This window comes from Halomonas sp. PA16-9, from assembly GCF_009728585.1.
Taxonomy (GTDB): domain Bacteria; phylum Pseudomonadota; class Gammaproteobacteria; order Pseudomonadales; family Halomonadaceae; genus Vreelandella; species Vreelandella titanicae.
On record NZ_CP040451.1, the window covers coordinates 3,437,797 to 3,454,010 of the forward strand.

General features: G+C 54.0%; 16 protein-coding genes and 2 pseudogenes. 9 read left to right on the forward strand and 9 right to left on the reverse strand.

The window, feature by feature from the left end; genetic code table 11:
• Positions 1-101: 101 nt before the first annotated feature.
• Positions 102-1,241, forward strand: a complete 1,140-nt coding sequence (locus FDY98_RS16050) for an ImmA/IrrE family metallo-endopeptidase (protein ID WP_027958539.1) — start codon at positions 102-104, stop codon at positions 1,239-1,241.
• Complete coding sequence (locus FDY98_RS16055; RefSeq protein WP_027958538.1) at positions 1,238-1,729, forward strand: DUF4411 family protein; 492 nt, start codon at positions 1,238-1,240, stop codon at positions 1,727-1,729. Before FDY98_RS16050 ends, FDY98_RS16055 begins: the two co-directional genes overlap by 4 nt.
• A gap of 75 nt (positions 1,730-1,804) precedes the next feature.
• On the opposite strand, the gene FDY98_RS16060 is transcribed toward FDY98_RS16055, so the two are convergent.
• Complete coding sequence (locus tag FDY98_RS16060) at positions 1,805-2,683, reverse strand: YicC/YloC family endoribonuclease (protein ID WP_027958537.1); 879 nt, start codon at positions 2,681-2,683, stop codon at positions 1,805-1,807.
• 105 nt (positions 2,684-2,788) lie between these two features.
• Positions 2,789-3,805: a substrate-binding domain-containing protein gene (locus tag FDY98_RS16065; RefSeq protein WP_009286319.1), complete on the reverse strand. Its 1,017-nt coding sequence runs from the start codon at positions 3,803-3,805 to the stop codon at positions 2,789-2,791.
• A 300-nt stretch (positions 3,806-4,105) separates the two neighbouring features.
• Between FDY98_RS16065 and FDY98_RS16070 the strand changes: the two genes are divergently transcribed.
• The 7 genes and pseudogenes from FDY98_RS16070 to rph all read left to right on the forward strand — a co-directional run bounded on the left by FDY98_RS16070 (position 4,106) and on the right by rph (position 11,063).
• On the forward strand, positions 4,106-5,089 hold the full coding sequence (locus FDY98_RS16070) for a substrate-binding domain-containing protein (RefSeq protein ID WP_035538034.1): 984 nt from the start codon (positions 4,106-4,108) through the stop codon (positions 5,087-5,089).
• A gap of 76 nt (positions 5,090-5,165) precedes the next feature.
• Entirely contained in the window at positions 5,166-6,293 is a 1,128-nt protein-coding gene (locus tag FDY98_RS16075) for an ATP-binding cassette domain-containing protein (RefSeq protein WP_196518060.1), read from the forward strand.
• Between the two features lie 32 nt (positions 6,294-6,325).
• Positions 6,326-6,652: an ATP-binding cassette domain-containing protein gene (locus FDY98_RS26290; protein WP_196518062.1), complete on the forward strand. Its 327-nt coding sequence runs from the start codon at positions 6,326-6,328 to the stop codon at positions 6,650-6,652.
• On the forward strand, positions 6,645-7,643 hold the full coding sequence (locus tag FDY98_RS16080) for an ABC transporter permease (protein ID WP_022521073.1): 999 nt from the start codon (positions 6,645-6,647) through the stop codon (positions 7,641-7,643). The genes FDY98_RS26290 and FDY98_RS16080 overlap by 8 nt, the downstream gene beginning before the upstream one ends.
• A 194-nt stretch (positions 7,644-7,837) precedes the next feature.
• Positions 7,838-8,631: pseudogene (locus FDY98_RS28370) on the forward strand (ABC transporter permease).
• Between the two features lie 13 nt (positions 8,632-8,644).
• Complete coding sequence (locus FDY98_RS16090; protein WP_027958533.1) at positions 8,645-10,201, forward strand: FGGY-family carbohydrate kinase; 1,557 nt, start codon at positions 8,645-8,647, stop codon at positions 10,199-10,201.
• A 139-nt stretch (positions 10,202-10,340) separates the two neighbouring features.
• Complete coding sequence (gene rph / locus FDY98_RS16095; protein ID WP_196518269.1) at positions 10,341-11,063, forward strand: ribonuclease PH; 723 nt, start codon at positions 10,341-10,343, stop codon at positions 11,061-11,063.
• Between the two features lie 58 nt (positions 11,064-11,121).
• Here the strand turns inward: rph and FDY98_RS16100 are convergent, their stop codons facing one another.
• From FDY98_RS16100 to FDY98_RS16125, 7 genes and pseudogenes are all read right to left on the reverse strand, one after another.
• Positions 11,122-11,466 carry a RidA family protein gene (locus tag FDY98_RS16100; RefSeq protein WP_027958531.1) on the reverse strand — a complete coding sequence of 115 codons (345 nt, stop codon included), beginning with the start codon at positions 11,464-11,466 and terminating at the stop codon, positions 11,122-11,124.
• Positions 11,467-11,508: 42 nt separating this feature from the next.
• Positions 11,509-12,626, reverse strand: a pseudogene (locus tag FDY98_RS28375) (NAD(P)/FAD-dependent oxidoreductase).
• The gene (locus FDY98_RS16110) at positions 12,626-14,014 is read right to left on the reverse strand and encodes an FAD-dependent oxidoreductase (protein WP_027958529.1); all 1,389 of its coding nucleotides are present in this window, start codon (positions 14,012-14,014) and stop codon (positions 12,626-12,628) included. Before FDY98_RS16110 ends, FDY98_RS28375 begins: the two are co-directional and overlap by 1 nt.
• Positions 14,011-14,316 carry a (2Fe-2S)-binding protein gene (locus FDY98_RS16115; RefSeq protein ID WP_081742576.1) on the reverse strand — a complete coding sequence of 102 codons (306 nt, stop codon included), beginning with the start codon at positions 14,314-14,316 and terminating at the stop codon, positions 14,011-14,013. The genes FDY98_RS16110 and FDY98_RS16115 overlap by 4 nt, the downstream gene beginning before the upstream one ends.
• Complete coding sequence (locus tag FDY98_RS28385) at positions 14,291-14,695, reverse strand: NAD(P)/FAD-dependent oxidoreductase (RefSeq protein WP_340146602.1); 405 nt, start codon at positions 14,693-14,695, stop codon at positions 14,291-14,293. The genes FDY98_RS16115 and FDY98_RS28385 overlap by 26 nt, the downstream gene beginning before the upstream one ends.
• Positions 14,696-14,722: 27 nt before the next feature.
• Complete coding sequence (locus tag FDY98_RS28390; protein ID WP_340146900.1) at positions 14,723-15,355, reverse strand: NAD(P)/FAD-dependent oxidoreductase; 633 nt, start codon at positions 15,353-15,355, stop codon at positions 14,723-14,725.
• Positions 15,356-15,415: 60 nt separating this feature from the next.
• A complete protein-coding gene (locus tag FDY98_RS16125; RefSeq protein WP_027958527.1) occupies positions 15,416-16,210 on the reverse strand; it encodes an ABC transporter permease in 795 nt (264 codons plus the stop codon).
• Between the last annotated feature and the right edge of the window lie 4 nt (positions 16,211-16,214).

A 16,214-nucleotide genomic window follows, 5' to 3' on the forward strand; every position in this document is an offset into this window, starting at 1 on the left:
AACACTCTGAGCGTTAATCTATTGGGTGCTATGCACGGTACTGCTAGACTCAGTTTCACAATGACTCGATCCACTAAGATAGATACATAGGAAAGCCTCGTATGGCCAAGGCAAATATCAACACCCAGATGCTGACCTGGGCGCGCGAGCGCTCCGGCATCCCGGTGCATGAATTTGCACACAAGTGCGGGGTGAACGAAGAAAAACTGCTGGCTTGGGAAGCGGGTGAACAACCCATCACCTTCCGTCAGGCGATGCAGTTTGCCGAAAAAGCCTACGTCCCTTTTGGGTACCTGTTTCTCACAGAGCCTCCCGAAGAAGTGCTGCCCATTCCTGACCTTAGAACGCTGGAAGGTCAAGGCGTCACACGCCCAAGCGCTGAACTTCTTGACCTGATCAAACTGATGCTTCAGCGCCAGGAGTGGTACCGGGACTATTTAAAGCAGCACTTTACTGAGCCCAACCCGCATGTTGGCCGCTTTTCTGCTAATCCCTCTGTCGATGAAATCGTCGCCGACATGCGCTCCCAGTTAGGCGTTGGGGATCACCCTAAGCGTGGCAGATGGGATGACTATTACCGCGATTTGACCCAGCGAATCGAAGCACTGGGCATCCTGGTGATGCGCCAAGGCAACCTTGGACATCACACACGTCCTTTGCGCGTTGAGGAGTTTCGCGGGTTTGCCATTGTGGATGACTATGCACCTATCATTTTCGTCAATCATGGCGATGCGCTAGGTGCGCGCTTATTCACCCTGATCCATGAGCTTTGTCATGTTTGGATTGGGCAATCTGGCATTTCCGACGGAAACGCTAATACGCACCGCCAACAAGAAGTGCTTTGTAATGCCGTCGCGGCAGAGTTTTTAGTACCAGAACAAGAATTCAGCTCTCTTTGGCAACACGATTTAGCGCACTGGCAAGATAACTTACCCACGTTGGAAGCCCACTTTCACGTCAGCACCTGGACATTGGCGCGCCGTGCGCTGACGCTCAGTTTTATCACTCAAGCGCAATACGGCCATTATATTGCTGAACAGCAGGCGCTTTATAAAATGCGTGAGCGTAGTGGTACACCTACGTATTTCCAGACTAAAAAATCCCAAATCAGCCAATCATTTTCTAGGGCGGTCGTCAGTGAAGCGCTTAGCGGTCAGTTGATGTTACGCGAAGCTAGTGCCCTGCTAGGCGGAGTCAAACCGAATAAAATAGAGCGCTTCGCTAAGGAGCTGGGCATTTGAGATATTTACTGGACGCAAATACCTATATAGAAGCGAAAAACCAGTACTACGGAATGGATATTTGCCCCGCTTTCTGGGACTGGCTGGATAAGCAGTTTGCGCTAGGTACCATAGCCAGTGTCGATATGATTGGCCGCGAGCTTAAAGAAGGTAACGATCAGCTGGCCAGCTGGGTTCGAGAACGGCCAGACCACTTTATCAGCAACGACGATGAACTAACTCAGGCTCTATTTGCTGACATCGTACAGTTCGTTATGGAAGGCGACTATAACCCCGGCAATCGCGACAACTTCCTGGCAAAAGCAGACCCGTGGATTATTGCCAAAGCTAAAGCCATTGGCGCCAGCGTGGTGACTCATGAAGCTGTCGCGGCCGTTAATACGCGAAAAGTTAAAGTCCCTAATATCTGTCAGCAATTCGAAGTACCCTGCCTCAACACTTTCCGTTTTCTGCGGGAATTAGAAGCTCGGTTTGTTCTTGGTCAATGAGCCCAGTTCAAACGGTTTAAACATTACCCCATTCACTGCAATAAGTGCCGTGAATAGCTACTTTACTAAACTGCCTCACTCAATATTCTGAATCTGTTCCCGCATCTGCTCGATCAACACCTTCAACTCCACCGCGCAGCGGGTTGTCTCAGCCACTACCGATTTTGACGAGAGCGTGTTGGCTTCGCGGTTGAGTTCCTGCATTAGGAAGTCCAAACGGCGGCCTTTGGGGCCTTTCTGGGCGAGCTGGTGGCTCACTTCTTCGATATGCGCGGTCAGGCGGTCTAGCTCTTCATCCACATCAGCTTTTTGCGCCACCAGCACCAATTCGGCTTCCAGGCGCTGGGGGTCGAGTTCGGTTTTGGCGACTTCCAGGCGTTCCAGCAGTTGGGCGCGTTGGCGCTCCAGAATCTGCGGTAGCAGGCTGCGCACGGTGGCGACCTGCTCACTTACCGCAGTCAGGCGGGTGGTGATCATCTCGGTGAGCTTTTCACCTTCACGGGCACGGGCGTCAATCAGCTCATCCAGCGCTTGGTCAAACAGCGCTTTGGCGGCGGCCTTGATGGCGTCTTGGTCAAGGTGCTGGGTTTCCATCACGCCGGGCTGGTTGAGTAGCGCAAGTGTGGTGGGCGGCACGGCGCTGGGCACTTGCTGCTGAATGGCGGTTAGCGCATCAGCAATGGCGGCTAAGCGGGCGCTGTTAACAGCGGGGGCTTGGGCGGTTTCGGCGCTCTCAAAGCGAACACTGCATTCGACTTTGCCACGGGCTAAACGGGTGCGCAGCGCTTCACGCAGCACTGGCTCTAGGTCACGCAGGCTTTCATGCAGGCGGAAGTGAGGCTCTAAATAGCGCTGGTTCACCGAGCGAATTTCCACCTGCAGCGTGCCAAACGGGGCAGCCTGCTCGGTGCGGGCAAAGGCGGTCATGCTGTGTACGCGGCTGGAAGTGGCCATGTTTCATCCTGGTAGTGAATAACGGTGTATAAAGCATTGCCAACAGTCGTGTCTCAATGGCTAGCCTATTCATTCGATTCAGTAAATGCTGTGCGAAAGAGCGTATCAAACACCCATTATTTCTGGCTGAACCTCTATGAGCAGACGGGAATCCCGCGGTGGTGTATCAATCAGCTCGAAGACGCGGTCGATCATCTCGATCACATTTTGCCGAACCATCATCAAACGCGGATGAAAGGCAGCGGCAAGAGGATCCCAGTCAAAACAACCAAAAATAATGTCATCTAGATAATAGCCATTTAGCTGTAACCCACGAACGATGCCCTCAAGAGAAATCGTGGAGTTGACGAACATAGCGCTGGGCAGAGTAGACCGGTTACGCATGTATGTTGCCAACGCAGCCTGGGCCTTATCGGCAGCATAATCGCAGGGGAGGATATTCTCTTCCGCCGTCGCCAGCCCCACCTCCTCTCTCGCTTGCTTGAAGCCGGCAATACGCTCGCGGGTATTGTGATCCTCATCACGGCCGCCAATAAATAGCACAGGGTCATCACTGCGCTTCTCTTCAGCAAGGCGGTTGAGGATGGCATGGGTAAGCTGTCGCGCGCCATCACGGTTATTGGAAATCACCGACGGTGCCTTACTGCCAGGAAGGTCGAGATTAATGCTTTGCACGCCGCTCTCTGCACACATCTGTGCAATCGTATCCGGATCCGTTGCGCCGGTGCATACCAGGCACTCGACACGGTAAGCCAGCATCATACGGGCTGCTTCGCACTCTTGCTTGGGATCTCGATTCGTACACGAAACAATCGCAAACAGCCCCCGTCGACGTGCTTCTGATTCGAAGTGTTGGGCTATCGAACTGAAATAGCGGTTGTCGTACAGCGGCAGGATCATGCCGATGATACCTGAGCGTTCGCGCCGCAAGGCACGGGCCTGCATGTTGGCCGAGTAGCCTTCCGACTGGGCGAGCGAAAGAATTTTGCTGGCAAGTTTCTTACTGATGCGACGGCGCTGCCAAGTGCCGTTGAGCACGGCACTGACGGTACTGGGCGATGTTTCTGCCAACCTCGCCAGGTCGTAAATAGTCAGCCGCTTGGATGAAGAGTCGCTAACCACGTGGCAGCTCCTTGCGATTAGATAAAAGTAGCATTGACGTGATGATGCAATAGATCAATCCTACGCTATGCACAACCGATTGTGCATTCTCGACTAAATGACAATAACGATAGCGATGATGCATCGCTTAGGTACCACTCAACGTATCCAGCACTGTGTAAAGCTCCTATGCATTGTGAGGCTCGGAAGCGTCTGCGCCATTTCATTTGACCATGGCGCAACGTACAGCAGCACTATTAAAGCGCTTCAATGCACTCTATTCCACTGACTGGGTCAGCCAACAGCAAGCAGGAAATCACAATGAAATACAAAGCACTTCTTACCGCAGCTACGCTAACAGGCATTATCGGCAGCACCAGCGCAATGGCTCAGGAGTCTCCTACTATTGCCGTGGTCGCCAAGGTGGGTGGCATCCCCTGGTTCAATGCCATGGAAATGGGCATCGAACAAATGGGTGAAGAGCTTGGAGTAGAAGCCTATATGGTAGGCCCCACCAGCGCTGACCCCGCCCTGCAGGTACGTGCGATAGAGGATCTGATCAGCCGTGGCGTTGATGTCATTGGTGTTGTCCCGAATGATCGCGAGGTTCTTGAGCCGGTATTGGAACGAGCACGTGATCAGGGAATTATCGTACTGACCCATGAAAGCCCCGAATCGGTCAACATCGACTACGACTTTGAAATGATTTCAGCGCAGCAGTTAGGTGAAGAGCACGCCAAGCTATTGGCTGACAACACCGGCTGCGAAGGCTCTTATGCCGTTTACGTTGGCGGCCTCAGCGTGCCCGCTCACAACGCCTGGGCAGATGCTGCCGTGAGCTGGCTCGATGATAACTGCTCGGGTTTGACCCAGGCCGCTGATCGTTTCGGCGTTGCCGAAAGCGTCGATGACAGCCGCAACACCACCCTGGACTTGCTGCGTGCCCACGAAGACTTGGCCGGTATCATGTCGTTTGGTAGCCAGGGAACCATCGGCGCTGCTCGGGCCGTGAAAGAGCGGGGGCTGGAAGGGGATGTTGCCGTTATGGGCCTGTTCTCTCCTGGCCAGGGGCGCCGCCTGGTGCACGAAGGTGTAATTACCGGTGGTTTCCAGTGGAGCCCTCTAGACGCAGGCAAAGCGTTCGTTGCCCTGGGTGAGATGCTCTATAACGGCGAAGAGATTACCGATGGCGCCGAATTGCCGGTACTGGGTGAAATTACCCTGGACGGCAAAACGATCTTTGCCTCACAGCCACTCAAGCTGAGCAAAGATACCGTGGATGAGCTGGCAGAGCTCGGCCTGTAAGACTGCGCTTATTGATCGTGTAAAGGCTGCCGCGCTCCTGAAGAGCGCGGCAGTGATGTTGAGAGAGGAGCCTCCAATGGGCGATATCGCGATTCGAGCGCGTCACGTTAGCAAGATTTTCGGTCAAAGCCGGGTGCTCGATGATGTCGAATTCGAACTTCGCCGGGGTGAGGTGCTTTGCCTTGCAGGTGAAAACGGTTGTGGCAAAAGCACGCTCATTAAAATTATTAACGGCGTATACACGCCTGAAGAGGGGGTAGAGTTTTCGTTTGGCGATGAAACGCTCTCTGCCATTAGCCCGATAGAGGCGCGCAGCCGGGGCATCCATGTGATCTGGCAAGACCTCGCGCTGTTCCCGCACCTGACCGTCGCGGAAAATATCGTCTTCGATGACTACGTTGCCAAGCCTTGGCGGCCTATTTCCTATAAAGATGCGCTGACGCAATCACGCGAGATCATTCAGCAGTTTGGCCTCGACCTGGATCCGATGGCCCGTGTTGAAGACCTTTCGATTGCCCATCGCCAACTCGTTGCTATTTGCCGGGTGCTGCGTGCAGGGGCCAGTATCATTTTTATGGATGAGCCCACCGCCTCGCTTACCTATAAAGAGGTGCACACACTGCTGGGCATTACCCGCTCACTGGCGGCGAAAGGTATTTCCATTGTCTTGGTCAGCCACCGGCTGGTGGAAGTGTTGGAGGTGTGCCAACGCGTCACCGTGCTCCGCAACGGGAAGTTGGTCGGCACCTACCCCACCGAGGGGATGACCCAGGCACGACTTTCAACCCTGATGACCGGGCTGGAACTTGAGTTTACCCCTCGTGCTGAAATGCACAAAGGCGCCCCGGTACTGGAGCTTAAAAACTTAAGCCGTGAAGGGGAATTTGAAAATGTCTCTTTCACCCTGCATCGCGGTGAAATTCTTGGCCTGACGGGTTTGCTGGGCGCAGGGCGTACCGAAATAGCCCACACGATTTTTGGGATGACCCAGCCCACTTCAGGGCAACTGCTAAAAGAGGGTCAACCGCTGGCGCTGCGTTCCAACCGCGATGCCGTGCGCCATCGCATTGCCTATCTCTCTGAAGACCGACTCAATCTTGGCTTGGTGCAAAACCAGTCCATCAATATGAATACCGCAGTGACAGTACTACCAAGGCTGGAAAAACCGCGCTTTTTCTCTCCCCTCAGCGCATCAAGGCACTGACCGCCCACTGGATTGAGCAGCTTAAAACCAAGGTGAGTGATGCCGAGCTTGCGGTCTCCTCATTATCCGGTGGTAACCAGCAACGCATTGCACTCGCCAAATGGCTAGCCACTGAACCCGACGTTCTCATTCTTGACTGCCCGACGATTGGTGTCGATGTAGGCGCCAAAGCCGGTATTTTCGACATCATCAGAAATCTTGCCGACCAGGGCATGGCCATCATTCTGATTTCGGATGAAGCAGGAGAAATCTGGATGAACGCAGACCGTGCGCTCGTATTGCGCGAGGGGCGCATCTACTCCGAGGTCATACCTGCGGAGACCACGGAAGAAGCGCTGGAGGCGATCATCAATGCATAAACGACTGCTAAACAGAAGGATCGGCACTGAAGGTACTCTATTGAGTATCCTCATGCTGCTGTGCGTAGTGTTGGCACTAGCGACCGACAGCTTTCTCACCTTTCAGAATCTGTTCGACCTGCTTAACAATCAGTCGGTCAATATCATCTTTGCAGTGGGCCTGGTCGTCGTTCTGATTGCGGGTGGGATAGATATTTCCTTCGCAGTGGCGGCATCCGTTGTGCAGTACGTGGTGCTGTCACTGCTGATGAATTACCTGGGCGGGGGCAACTGGTTGCTTGGCATCCTGCTTTCGATGCTGGTTGGCATGCTACTGGGGCTCTTCAATGCGCTGCTGATCCATCGCTTCCGAATAGTTTCGATCATCGTCACCATCGGCACATTTAACCTGTTTTTCGGCCTCTTGATGTATTTCACCAGCGGGGTGTCCATCTACGATATCCCCGATTGGCTCTACTACTCCGTTCCGCTGCTTGACCTACCCGCCGAACGCGGATCAGCCACGCTCTACTTACCCGCGGCAGTCATGGTGGTGATGGTAATACTCACCTGGTTCATTCTGGCCCGCACCGGTTTTGGTCGCGCGATCTACGGTTTCGGATCAAATCCCGAGTCCGCCCGCCGCTCTGGCGTTAGTGTCTGGAAGATCCATGCCTTTGCCTACGGCTGGCTGGGTCTATGCGCGGGGGTGGCGGGCCTGATGCAGGCACATATCGTACAAGAGGTCGTGCCCAACGCCTTGATAGGCCAGGAGTTGCCAATTCTGGCGGCTGTCGTGCTAGGCGGCGCCACCCTGGGTGGTGGGCGCGGCTCAGTGCTCGGCGCCGTACTGGGTGTTCTGCTTCTCGCCGTTGTCCAAAACGGCCTGAACCTGCTGGGCGTCACTCCTTACGCCTTCCGCATGATTGTCGGGCTGATTATCTTGATTGCGATCACCACCAGCAACCTAGGCAACCTGTTGCCCCGCACCACCAAGGCGAGGAACGTATGAATAAGCGCCTGAATAAACAGCCCTCCACGGCCGGACTCCGCCTGGGGGGCGATACCATTGAAGTGGCCGCCATGACGGCTCTGCTCATCGGCAGTATTGGACTCTTCTCGCTATTGGCACCGGGCTTTCTGACCGCCACTAATTTTGGCTCGATGTCGATGCAGCTGCCGGAGCTGGGGTTACTCTCACTGGCGATGTTGCTGCCCATCATTTCCGGTGGCCTGAACCTCTCGGTTACCTTTACCGCCAATATCGCAGGGCTGATGACCGCTTGGCTGGTACAGGGGTTACTGGCGGGCATGGGCATACTAAGCGTTCCCATAGCGATTATCGCCGGGCTTGCCGTCGGCGCTGCCGCAGGCTGTTTGATTGGCGTTATCGTTGCCTATGTGGGCGCCCACCCCATTTTGGTTTCTCTTGGGGCAATGATCTTTCTGCAGGGTGTGGGTGAGTTTTTAACTCGTGGTGGCGGTATTTCAGGCATGCCGGAGGTATTTCAAACCATCGGCAGCGGCAGTTTTCTGGGCATACCAATCCCCATGCTGATCTTTCTCGCCGCTGCCGCAGGGTTGATCTACATCATGCATTTCACCCGTACTGGCTTTTCGATTTATATGCTGGGCTCCAACTCTCGGCGACGGAGTACTCGGGCATTAACGTCAAGCGCGTGCTGATCACCGTCTACACGATTTCCGGCATTTTGGCAGGGTTAGCGGGCATGGTGATGCTCGCCCGCTTTAACTCTGTACGTGTAGGCCACGGCGAGAGCTACCTACTGATTACGGTTTTGGCCTGTTTTCTGGCCGGGGCAAACCCCTTTGGTGGCTTTGGCCGCGTACTGCCACTGGTGCTGGGCTTGATGAGCCTGCAGGTAATCGCTTCCGGCATGAACCTGATGGGCGCCAGCCAGCATCTAGCCACCGCGGTATGGGGGGCTTTTCTAATTATTGTAATGGCACTACGTATGCCATTTATTAAACAGTCGTGAGTAAGGTTTTCCCATGCGTCATCAAGAACATGTTCTAGGCATTGATATCGGTACGGGCAGCGCCCGAGCAGGCATTTTCACGCCGGATGGCGTGATGCTAGCCGAAGCGAAAACACCGATTGCGATGCATCGCCCTGCCGAGCACCACGTGGAGCAAAGCTCAACGGATATCTGGCGCGCGGTATGCAGCGCAACCCAGTGCGCCCGCGAGGCTGCCGGTGTAACGTCCGATTCCATCACCAGTATGTCGGTGAGCGCCACCTGCTCGTTGGTGCTCCTTGATAAGCAGGATAAGCCGCTAGCGCTCTCATCGGGTGATGAAGCGTGGAATATCATTGTGTGGATGGATCATCGGGCAACCGCAGAAGCCGCTGAGTGCACGGCTACCCAGGCAGCGCCGCTGCGCAACCTGGGTGGTGTCATGTCTCCAGAGATGCAGATGCCTAAGCTCATGTGGTTGAAGCGGCACCGGCCCGAGCTCTATGCAAAGATCGGCTACGCTGGTGATCTAGGCGATTGGCTGGGCTTTAAATGCACCGGCTCTCTTGAACGCTCGGTCTGCATGCTCTCCTGCAAGTGGACGTTTGACCCACGCCCTGGTCATGGCTGGGATCATGACTTTCTAAAGCAGATCGATATGCAGGATGTACTCGAGTGCGCCCGCCTGCCCGAACAAGCCCTTCCCGTGGGCGTAGCACTTGGGCAGTTGACAGAAGAAGCCGCCGATGACTTGGGACTGACGACTCGGTGTACCTTCGCAGTGGGCATGATTGATGCCTATGCCGGTGCACTTGGAACGCTAGGCAGAAGCCTCGCTGATGCTCCCGAGCGCCGTCTTGCCGTGATTGGCGGCACCTCCACCTGCCATATCGGCGCCCAGCCCGAACGGCGCGAGGTACCCGGCGTGTGGGGCCCCTACCCGGGTGCGCTATGCGATGGTTTTGTTGCCAACGAAGGGGGGCAAAGCATTACCGGTGCCCTTCTAGATCACCTGGCGGCACTATTTTCAGCCAGCAGTGAATTCGGCGATGATCTTCACGGCGCGTTATCAGACCTTCTACTCGAACGCTTGGCATCCGGCGACCCAGCTCCTGACACCCATGTTTGTCCTGACTTCATTGGCAACCGCTCGCCCTTGGCGGATCCGGAAATTCGCGGCACCATCACGGGATTGACCCTTGATACTCCTCGCGAGAGCTTCATCAAGGTCTATTGGGCGGCAGCCACCTCGCTGGTTTACGGCACCCGCGCCATCATAGAGCGTATGAATGCCCATGGTTATGCCATCGATACCCTGCACCTCAGCGGAGGGCATGGACGTTCAGCACTATTACGCAAGCTCTATGCCGACGGTACCGGTTGTCGGGTTGTGCTGGCGGATGCGCCGGAACCCGTACTACTTGGGGTAGCCGTGACGGCCTTGGCTGCCCAGGCCAATGGTGAGGTGCTCAGCGTTGCCAATGGCCTCACCCCTGGCGAACAAACATTAGAGCCCGACCAGGAAATGCAGGCGCTGCACACTGCGCGTTATGCCGCTTTCAAGAAACTTTACGAAGGGCGTCTCGACTGACACAACCAACCTATTTCATGACGCTAGCTGGACGTTAAGCCAATCAGCGCACTCTCAGACGTGTACAATGGAGGGCTTTTCCCAGTTACGCGTTTATCGAGAGGTACTATTTGTGAGCAGTGCTAAGCGTCCTGATGTTGTGCGCCCCAGTGGTCGCGAAGCCGACCAGCTCCGTGAGATCCGCCTGACCCGTGATTACACCCGCCATGCGGAAGGTTCTGTACTGGTGGAGTTTGGTGATACTAAAGTGCTGTGTAATGCCAGCGTAGAAGCTGGTGTGCCGCGCTGGCTGCGCGGCAAGAATCAGGGCTGGGTCACCGCTGAGTACGGCATGCTGCCCCGCGCCACTCACACCCGCAGTGGTCGTGAAGCGACCCGCGGCAAGCAAGGCGGCCGCACGCTGGAAATTCAGCGTTTGATTGGCCGTAGCCTGCGTGCCGCGGTGAATTTGAAGAAGCTGGGTGAGTTCACCATTACCGTGGATTGCGATGTAATCCAGGCCGATGGCGGTACCCGTACCGCAGCGATTACCGGTGGCTGCGTAGCGCTGATCGATGCGATCCGTTACCTGCAGCGCGAGAAGAAGATCAAAGCCGACCCTTTCAAGCAGTTGGTGAGCGCTATTTCTGTGGGCATTTATAAAGGTGTGCCGGTGCTGGATCTGGACTACCCGGAAGATAGCAAGGCCGATACCGACCTGAACGTGGTAATGACCGAAAGCGGCGAGCTGATCGAAGTACAGGGTACCGCCGAGGCCGGCGCCTTTACCCGTGCCGAGCTAAATGACATGCTCGATTTAGCCGAGAAAGCAGGCGATGCACTTCGCGATCATCAGCGCGAAGCGCTGGGTATTCGAGGATAGAATAGTTTAGCAAATACTATTGCTGGCGAAAGAGTTCGCCAGCAATAGCTATATGCCTTTACTTAACAGCAGTCACTACTAATTCCAAAAGAACATTCTCACCTAGGTCAGCAACACCTAACGTAGCTCGGGCTGGAAGATGGTCAGCATCAAACCATTTAGTCCACACCTCGTTCATCCCTTTCTTAAGGTTTAAATCAGAAACATAAGCAGTTGCAGTAACAATTCGCTTATTGTCTGTGCCTGCCTCTGCTAAATACTGCTCTAACTTATCAAGCACTTGTTTGGTTTGGCCTGCCATATCAAGCGTAAGATCATCAGCAATTATTCCACCGAAGAAAACAAAGCCATTCGCTTCTACAGCGCGGTGCATAATAGGTGTTTGGATATGTCGTTTAATCATAATAAGCTCCTGTTTGCCTTAATTGGCGTACGCTAACTCGTCCTATTCAGGACAAGGTGTTTGAAACCTTTGAATAGAAAAAGGAGTGATGGGGAGCTTGGGCTCTCGCTCCATGGCAAGATCGGCGACTATTTCTCCAGTAATGGGGCCTAACTGATAGCCGTGAGCAGAGAACCCAAACGCGTGAATAACATTGTCGTGTTGACTGCTGAGACCTATCACAGGAATGTGATCCTGCATGACTGCTTCGACGCCTGCCCAGGTTCGCATGATGCGTGCCTCTTTCATGAACGGAAACAGGCTGACGACGGTATCGGCATTCTCCGCCAACCCACCCAAGCGGGTTTCGGCCACATGGCGAGCAATATCCACGACACCGCGCACCCCTCCTCCAATCAAAACCGTACCGTTCTCAAACTGCTTAAAAGATAATGGCCGCGATGTGGCGCCCACTACTGTCCCTAAAAATGGCGATAGTCGCTCAGTGATCATTAACATGGGAGCCTCAGCAGTGAGGGGAACCGGCTCTCCAAGCCATTTGCAAAGCTCTCCTGCCCAAGCGCCAGCACAATTGACAAGCAAATCGGCATCAAAATGCTCTTCGCCTCCACTCAGACGCCAGCCATTTCCCTTAGGCTCTATATCAGTTATCTCGATACCTTCGCGGAAGCAGGCGCCCTGGCGTTCAGCTTCGCGACGCCAGGCAGTAACAGTGCGATAAGGATTGGCAAAGCCATCGCCATCACACGCAAGCCCACCTGGACAATGGCCAGCCAACGCCGGTAGCCGCTTGCGTAGCTCATCACGGTTGATAAGCTTTTCATGGTGGTACCCAGGTTTTGCACTTGGCGCTCACGTTCGTTGAGGATGGCCATATCATTATTGTTTTCAGCCACTTTGATTTGCCCAACAGGACGAAACCCACAATCGTCACCGACAATACTCGTCATGTTCTGCCAGCGTTCCCAAGCAGCTATCGCTAACGGTATCTCTGCCGGGTGCCTGCCGAGCCGACGTACACCACCGGCATTGACACCCGAGGCATGGCGACCGGCATAGGCCTTATCAATGACAGTGACCTCATACCCTTGATTACTTAATCGCAGCGCAGCACTGCAACCATGAAATCCCGCGCCCACAACCACTACACGACGAGACATCAGCCTTCCTCCGCCGCCTTTGCAAGCTGTCCGAGGGTGATCGGTTTGAAAGGTGGTCGCAGCCTGTAATAGCCGGTCTCTTCAACACTCTGCTGATTGGCGTCTGCCAGCAGTTCGCTCACGGTAATACCACACATACGGCCTTGACACGGCCCCATGCCACAACGAGTGAATGACTTAGTTTGGTTGGGCCCTAGGCAGCCCATTTCGGCCATACGCCGGATTTCTCCGCCGGTTACCTCTTCGCACCGACAGGCTAGCGTATCGTCATCGGGTAAACGCCATTGTTTTGCAGGTCTATACAACACATCGAGAAAAGGTCTAATAGCAGTGTCACGCGCTAGTGCTTTACGAATTGGTTGGGCGCGTTCAGTACTGTTTGCCAAGGTTAATTTATCTAGCGCCAGGGCAGCCCCCAGGCCCGCTAATTGACCTTGCATGGCCGCAGCCTTAGCTCCTACGATACCGCCTCCATCACCCGCTACGGCAATACCTGGGATATCGGTGTTCAACCACTCATTCAGACGTGGTCTCCAAGATAATTGCTGCTCATCCCACTCATGGTGGCAATCCACCGCCCGAGTGATTTGGGTATTGGGGATAACTCCTTGATGAAGTAGCAAGGTAGGCGTTTCAAGTGCCTGCCATTTATCAACGCCCTGTTGCTTCCATAAAACGCGCTCCAACTGACCACTACCTTCGGCGCGCAGAGCGCTTACGCCTTTAATGTGGCGAACACCTGCACGACGTAGTTCACGTAAGAGTCCCACCCCCTTTAATAGGGTGCTGGCATTACGTAACGCACCGGGAATGTGCTTAAGAGCGTCGCGATATCGATTCCGTGGCGTAGTATCAAGAATGGCCGCTATCTCGACACCTGCGCGAAGATACTGAGTGGCTAGCAGCAATAATAAGGGGCCACAGCCGGCTAATACGACTGGAGCCTGGGGCACGGCCCCGGCACTCTTGAGCAATATTTGACCACTTCCTGCTGTCATGACCCCTGGCAATGTCCAACCAGGTATTGGCATTGGCCGCTCCATGGCTCCTGTGGCAAGGATGATATGTCGCGCACAGATCATTTCTGCCTTGTCATCATGCAATAGCCCGATTTCACGCTGCCGGGTCAATTGCCACACGGTGGTTGCAGGACGATAGTCAATTTGAGGGTCTTTAAGCCCCTTGATTAGAGACTCGCCAGACCAGTAATCCTCGCCAAGAATCCGCCGATCACGCACAGGGGTACTTTCCAATGCACGATAAATTTGACCACCCGCCGCAGGCTGCTCATCTATTACCACCGGCGTAATGCCATATTCGAGGGCAGTAGTTGCTGCGGCCATACCTGCTGGGCCTGTACCGAGAATGACTAGGTCATGCGTAATCATGAAGTTAATCTCCTGGCACCCTGCTGTGTATGGACATGCATCCCATCGCGAACCTCCACTTGGCAGGCCTGAACATTGGGATTGCCATCAACTTCCACCAAACATTCAAAGCACACACCCATCATGCAGTAAGGAGCACGAGGGGCATTACTAACCGGCGTACTCCGGCAGATACTAATGCCCGAAGTGAGTAATGCCGCAGCGACAGTATCGCCAGGGCGAGCCGTCACGGTCTGCTCATCAAAGCGGAAAGTTACTACCGCTTCGTTAGTGGCTTCAGGCGGGGATAGACGTTTGAACATGGAATCTCTCCGCAGTAAAAGGGGTAATTTCAGAAGGTGCTTCAGCGCCTGCAAACCAGGGCGCCAAACACTTTGCATGGGCTGCGGCTAACGTCACACCGCTATGGCAACAAGCGATAAAAGCCCCAGGATGACTTTCAGATGCTTGATAAAGTGGATAACCATCAGGTGTCATAACTCTCAAGGCTCCCCAACTGCGAACCACTCGAGTATTTGCAAGTGCCGGTAACGCTCTTACGGCGCGCTTAGCAATTTGAGCAAGCACGGGTGTTTCTGTACCGTCATTGAAACCGACGTCTTCATGAGAGTCGCCCATGAGAATTGAGCCCTCTCCGGTCTGACGTAGATAGGTCGTTGGTAGGTTAAGCAGTGGCCGCATTCGTTCAGTAACCAGGATTTCACCCGATTAGGTATTAATGGTGCATCTAGCCCTACCTGCGGAGCTAGTTCTCGGTTGCCAAGCCCTGCAGCCAAAATGACACGGCCCGCCGCAATGGTTTGATGATTGCTCTCGATCACATAACTCCCCATTACGCCGAATCTCCTTTACCTTGCCAACAGCAAGGAAGCGGCCTCCATGGCAACGAATGCCAGCATGTAGCGCTCGAAGCAGATAAAGAGGATTAGCGTGCCCATCCCAGCTTGACCATGAAGCGCCCGTTACGCTTTCGCCAATTTCAGGAATCAAGTCATGTAACTGGTTATGGTTCAGCATTTTGAACGAAAACTGGCGATCCGTTGCTTGAGAAAGTGCATCAAGATCTACTTCGCGACTCGCCAATTCCGCTTCGCTATAGCAAAGATGGACTCCCCCTGGGTTGTGGTGCTGAGTTGCGACCCCTGTCAACTCAAAGAGCTCTTGAGAAAGTGCCGACCACTTGGATGCAGAACGCATACTCCATTGGGAATAACGTGGTATTTCCTGCCCCTTTCCTTGAACCCAAACCAATCCAAAATTACCTCGCGATGCACGATAGGCCACATCACCTTCATCTAGTACGCTAACTTGGTGACCTTGGCTGGCTAGGCCATAAGCAATTGCACTACCTACTAATCCCCACCAATGACGGCGAAATCACACTGCTGCATAGTCGGCTCCTTAACCTTTACCGATAAGAACTTTGTCAATTCCATAGAGCCGGTCGAGCAGCACCATAAATAGCACCGTCAAAACGATTAACACCGTAGAAACAGAGGCAATTAATGGATCGACGGTATGAGCAATATGGTTGTACATCTGAACAGGCAGCGTTGTTGTGCTGGGTGAGGCCACGAAAATGGTCATCGACAACTCATCAAAGCTGGTAGTAAACGCTAAGATCCAGCCACCGGCGACTCCTGGGAGAATCATCGGTATGGTGATGCGCCGAAACATCGTCCACTGGGAAGCGCCTAGTGATAAAGCAGCCTTTTCCGCACTACGATCCATGCCAAATACAGATGCCATCACCAAGCGCATGGTATAGGGCATAACGATAATCACATGAGCTGCAATGAGTGCCCAAAAGCTACCGTAAATGCCTATTTGAGAGAAGAAACTGAGGAATGCTACCCCAAGTACAACATGAGGAATCATTAGCGGTGATAAAAACAAACCCACTAATGCATCGCGACCACGGAAACTATAGCGGACAATAGCTAGCGCTGCCGGCACCGCTAACAGGGCCGAAATACTGGCAGCAGCAACGCCAAGATAAAGGCTATTCCAGAAAGCACGGATAAAAGCAGGGTACTCAAATATTGCCACGAACCAGCGAAGAGAAAATCCATTTGTCGGGTAAGAGATATAGCCATTCGGTGTAAAAGCTACCAGTATTACCACTACTAAGGGAGCAAGTAGAAAAACGACAAATAACGAGTGAAACGCAAGGGCAAGTTTACTGTTATGTAACATTCGG

Excerpts from the sequence above, each read along its gene's own strand:
- FDY98_RS16125 (WP_027958527.1), bottom strand. The coding sequence starts at position 16,210 with ATGTTACATAACAGTAAACTTGCCCTTGCGTTTCACTCGTTATTTGTC.
- FDY98_RS16050 (WP_027958539.1), top strand. The coding sequence starts at position 102 with ATGGCCAAGGCAAATATCAACACCCAGATGCTGACCTGGGCGCGCGAG.
- FDY98_RS16115 (WP_081742576.1), bottom strand. The coding sequence starts at position 14,316 with ATGTTCAAACGTCTATCCCCGCCTGAAGCCACTAACGAAGCGGTAGTA.
- FDY98_RS16110 (WP_027958529.1), bottom strand. The coding sequence starts at position 14,014 with ATGATTACGCATGACCTAGTCATTCTCGGTACAGGCCCAGCAGGTATG.
- FDY98_RS16070 (WP_035538034.1), top strand. The coding sequence starts at position 4,106 with ATGAAATACAAAGCACTTCTTACCGCAGCTACGCTAACAGGCATTATC.
- FDY98_RS16090 (WP_027958533.1), top strand. The coding sequence starts at position 8,645 with ATGCGTCATCAAGAACATGTTCTAGGCATTGATATCGGTACGGGCAGC.
- FDY98_RS16075 (WP_196518060.1), top strand. The coding sequence starts at position 5,166 with ATGGGCGATATCGCGATTCGAGCGCGTCACGTTAGCAAGATTTTCGGT.
- FDY98_RS16060 (WP_027958537.1), bottom strand. The coding sequence starts at position 2,683 with ATGGCCACTTCCAGCCGCGTACACAGCATGACCGCCTTTGCCCGCACC.
- FDY98_RS28385 (WP_340146602.1), bottom strand. The coding sequence starts at position 14,695 with ATGCGGCCACTGCTTAACCTACCAACGACCTATCTACGTCAGACCGGA.
- FDY98_RS16100 (WP_027958531.1), bottom strand. The coding sequence starts at position 11,466 with ATGATTAAACGACATATCCAAACACCTATTATGCACCGCGCTGTAGAA.
- FDY98_RS16080 (WP_022521073.1), top strand. The coding sequence starts at position 6,645 with ATGCATAAACGACTGCTAAACAGAAGGATCGGCACTGAAGGTACTCTA.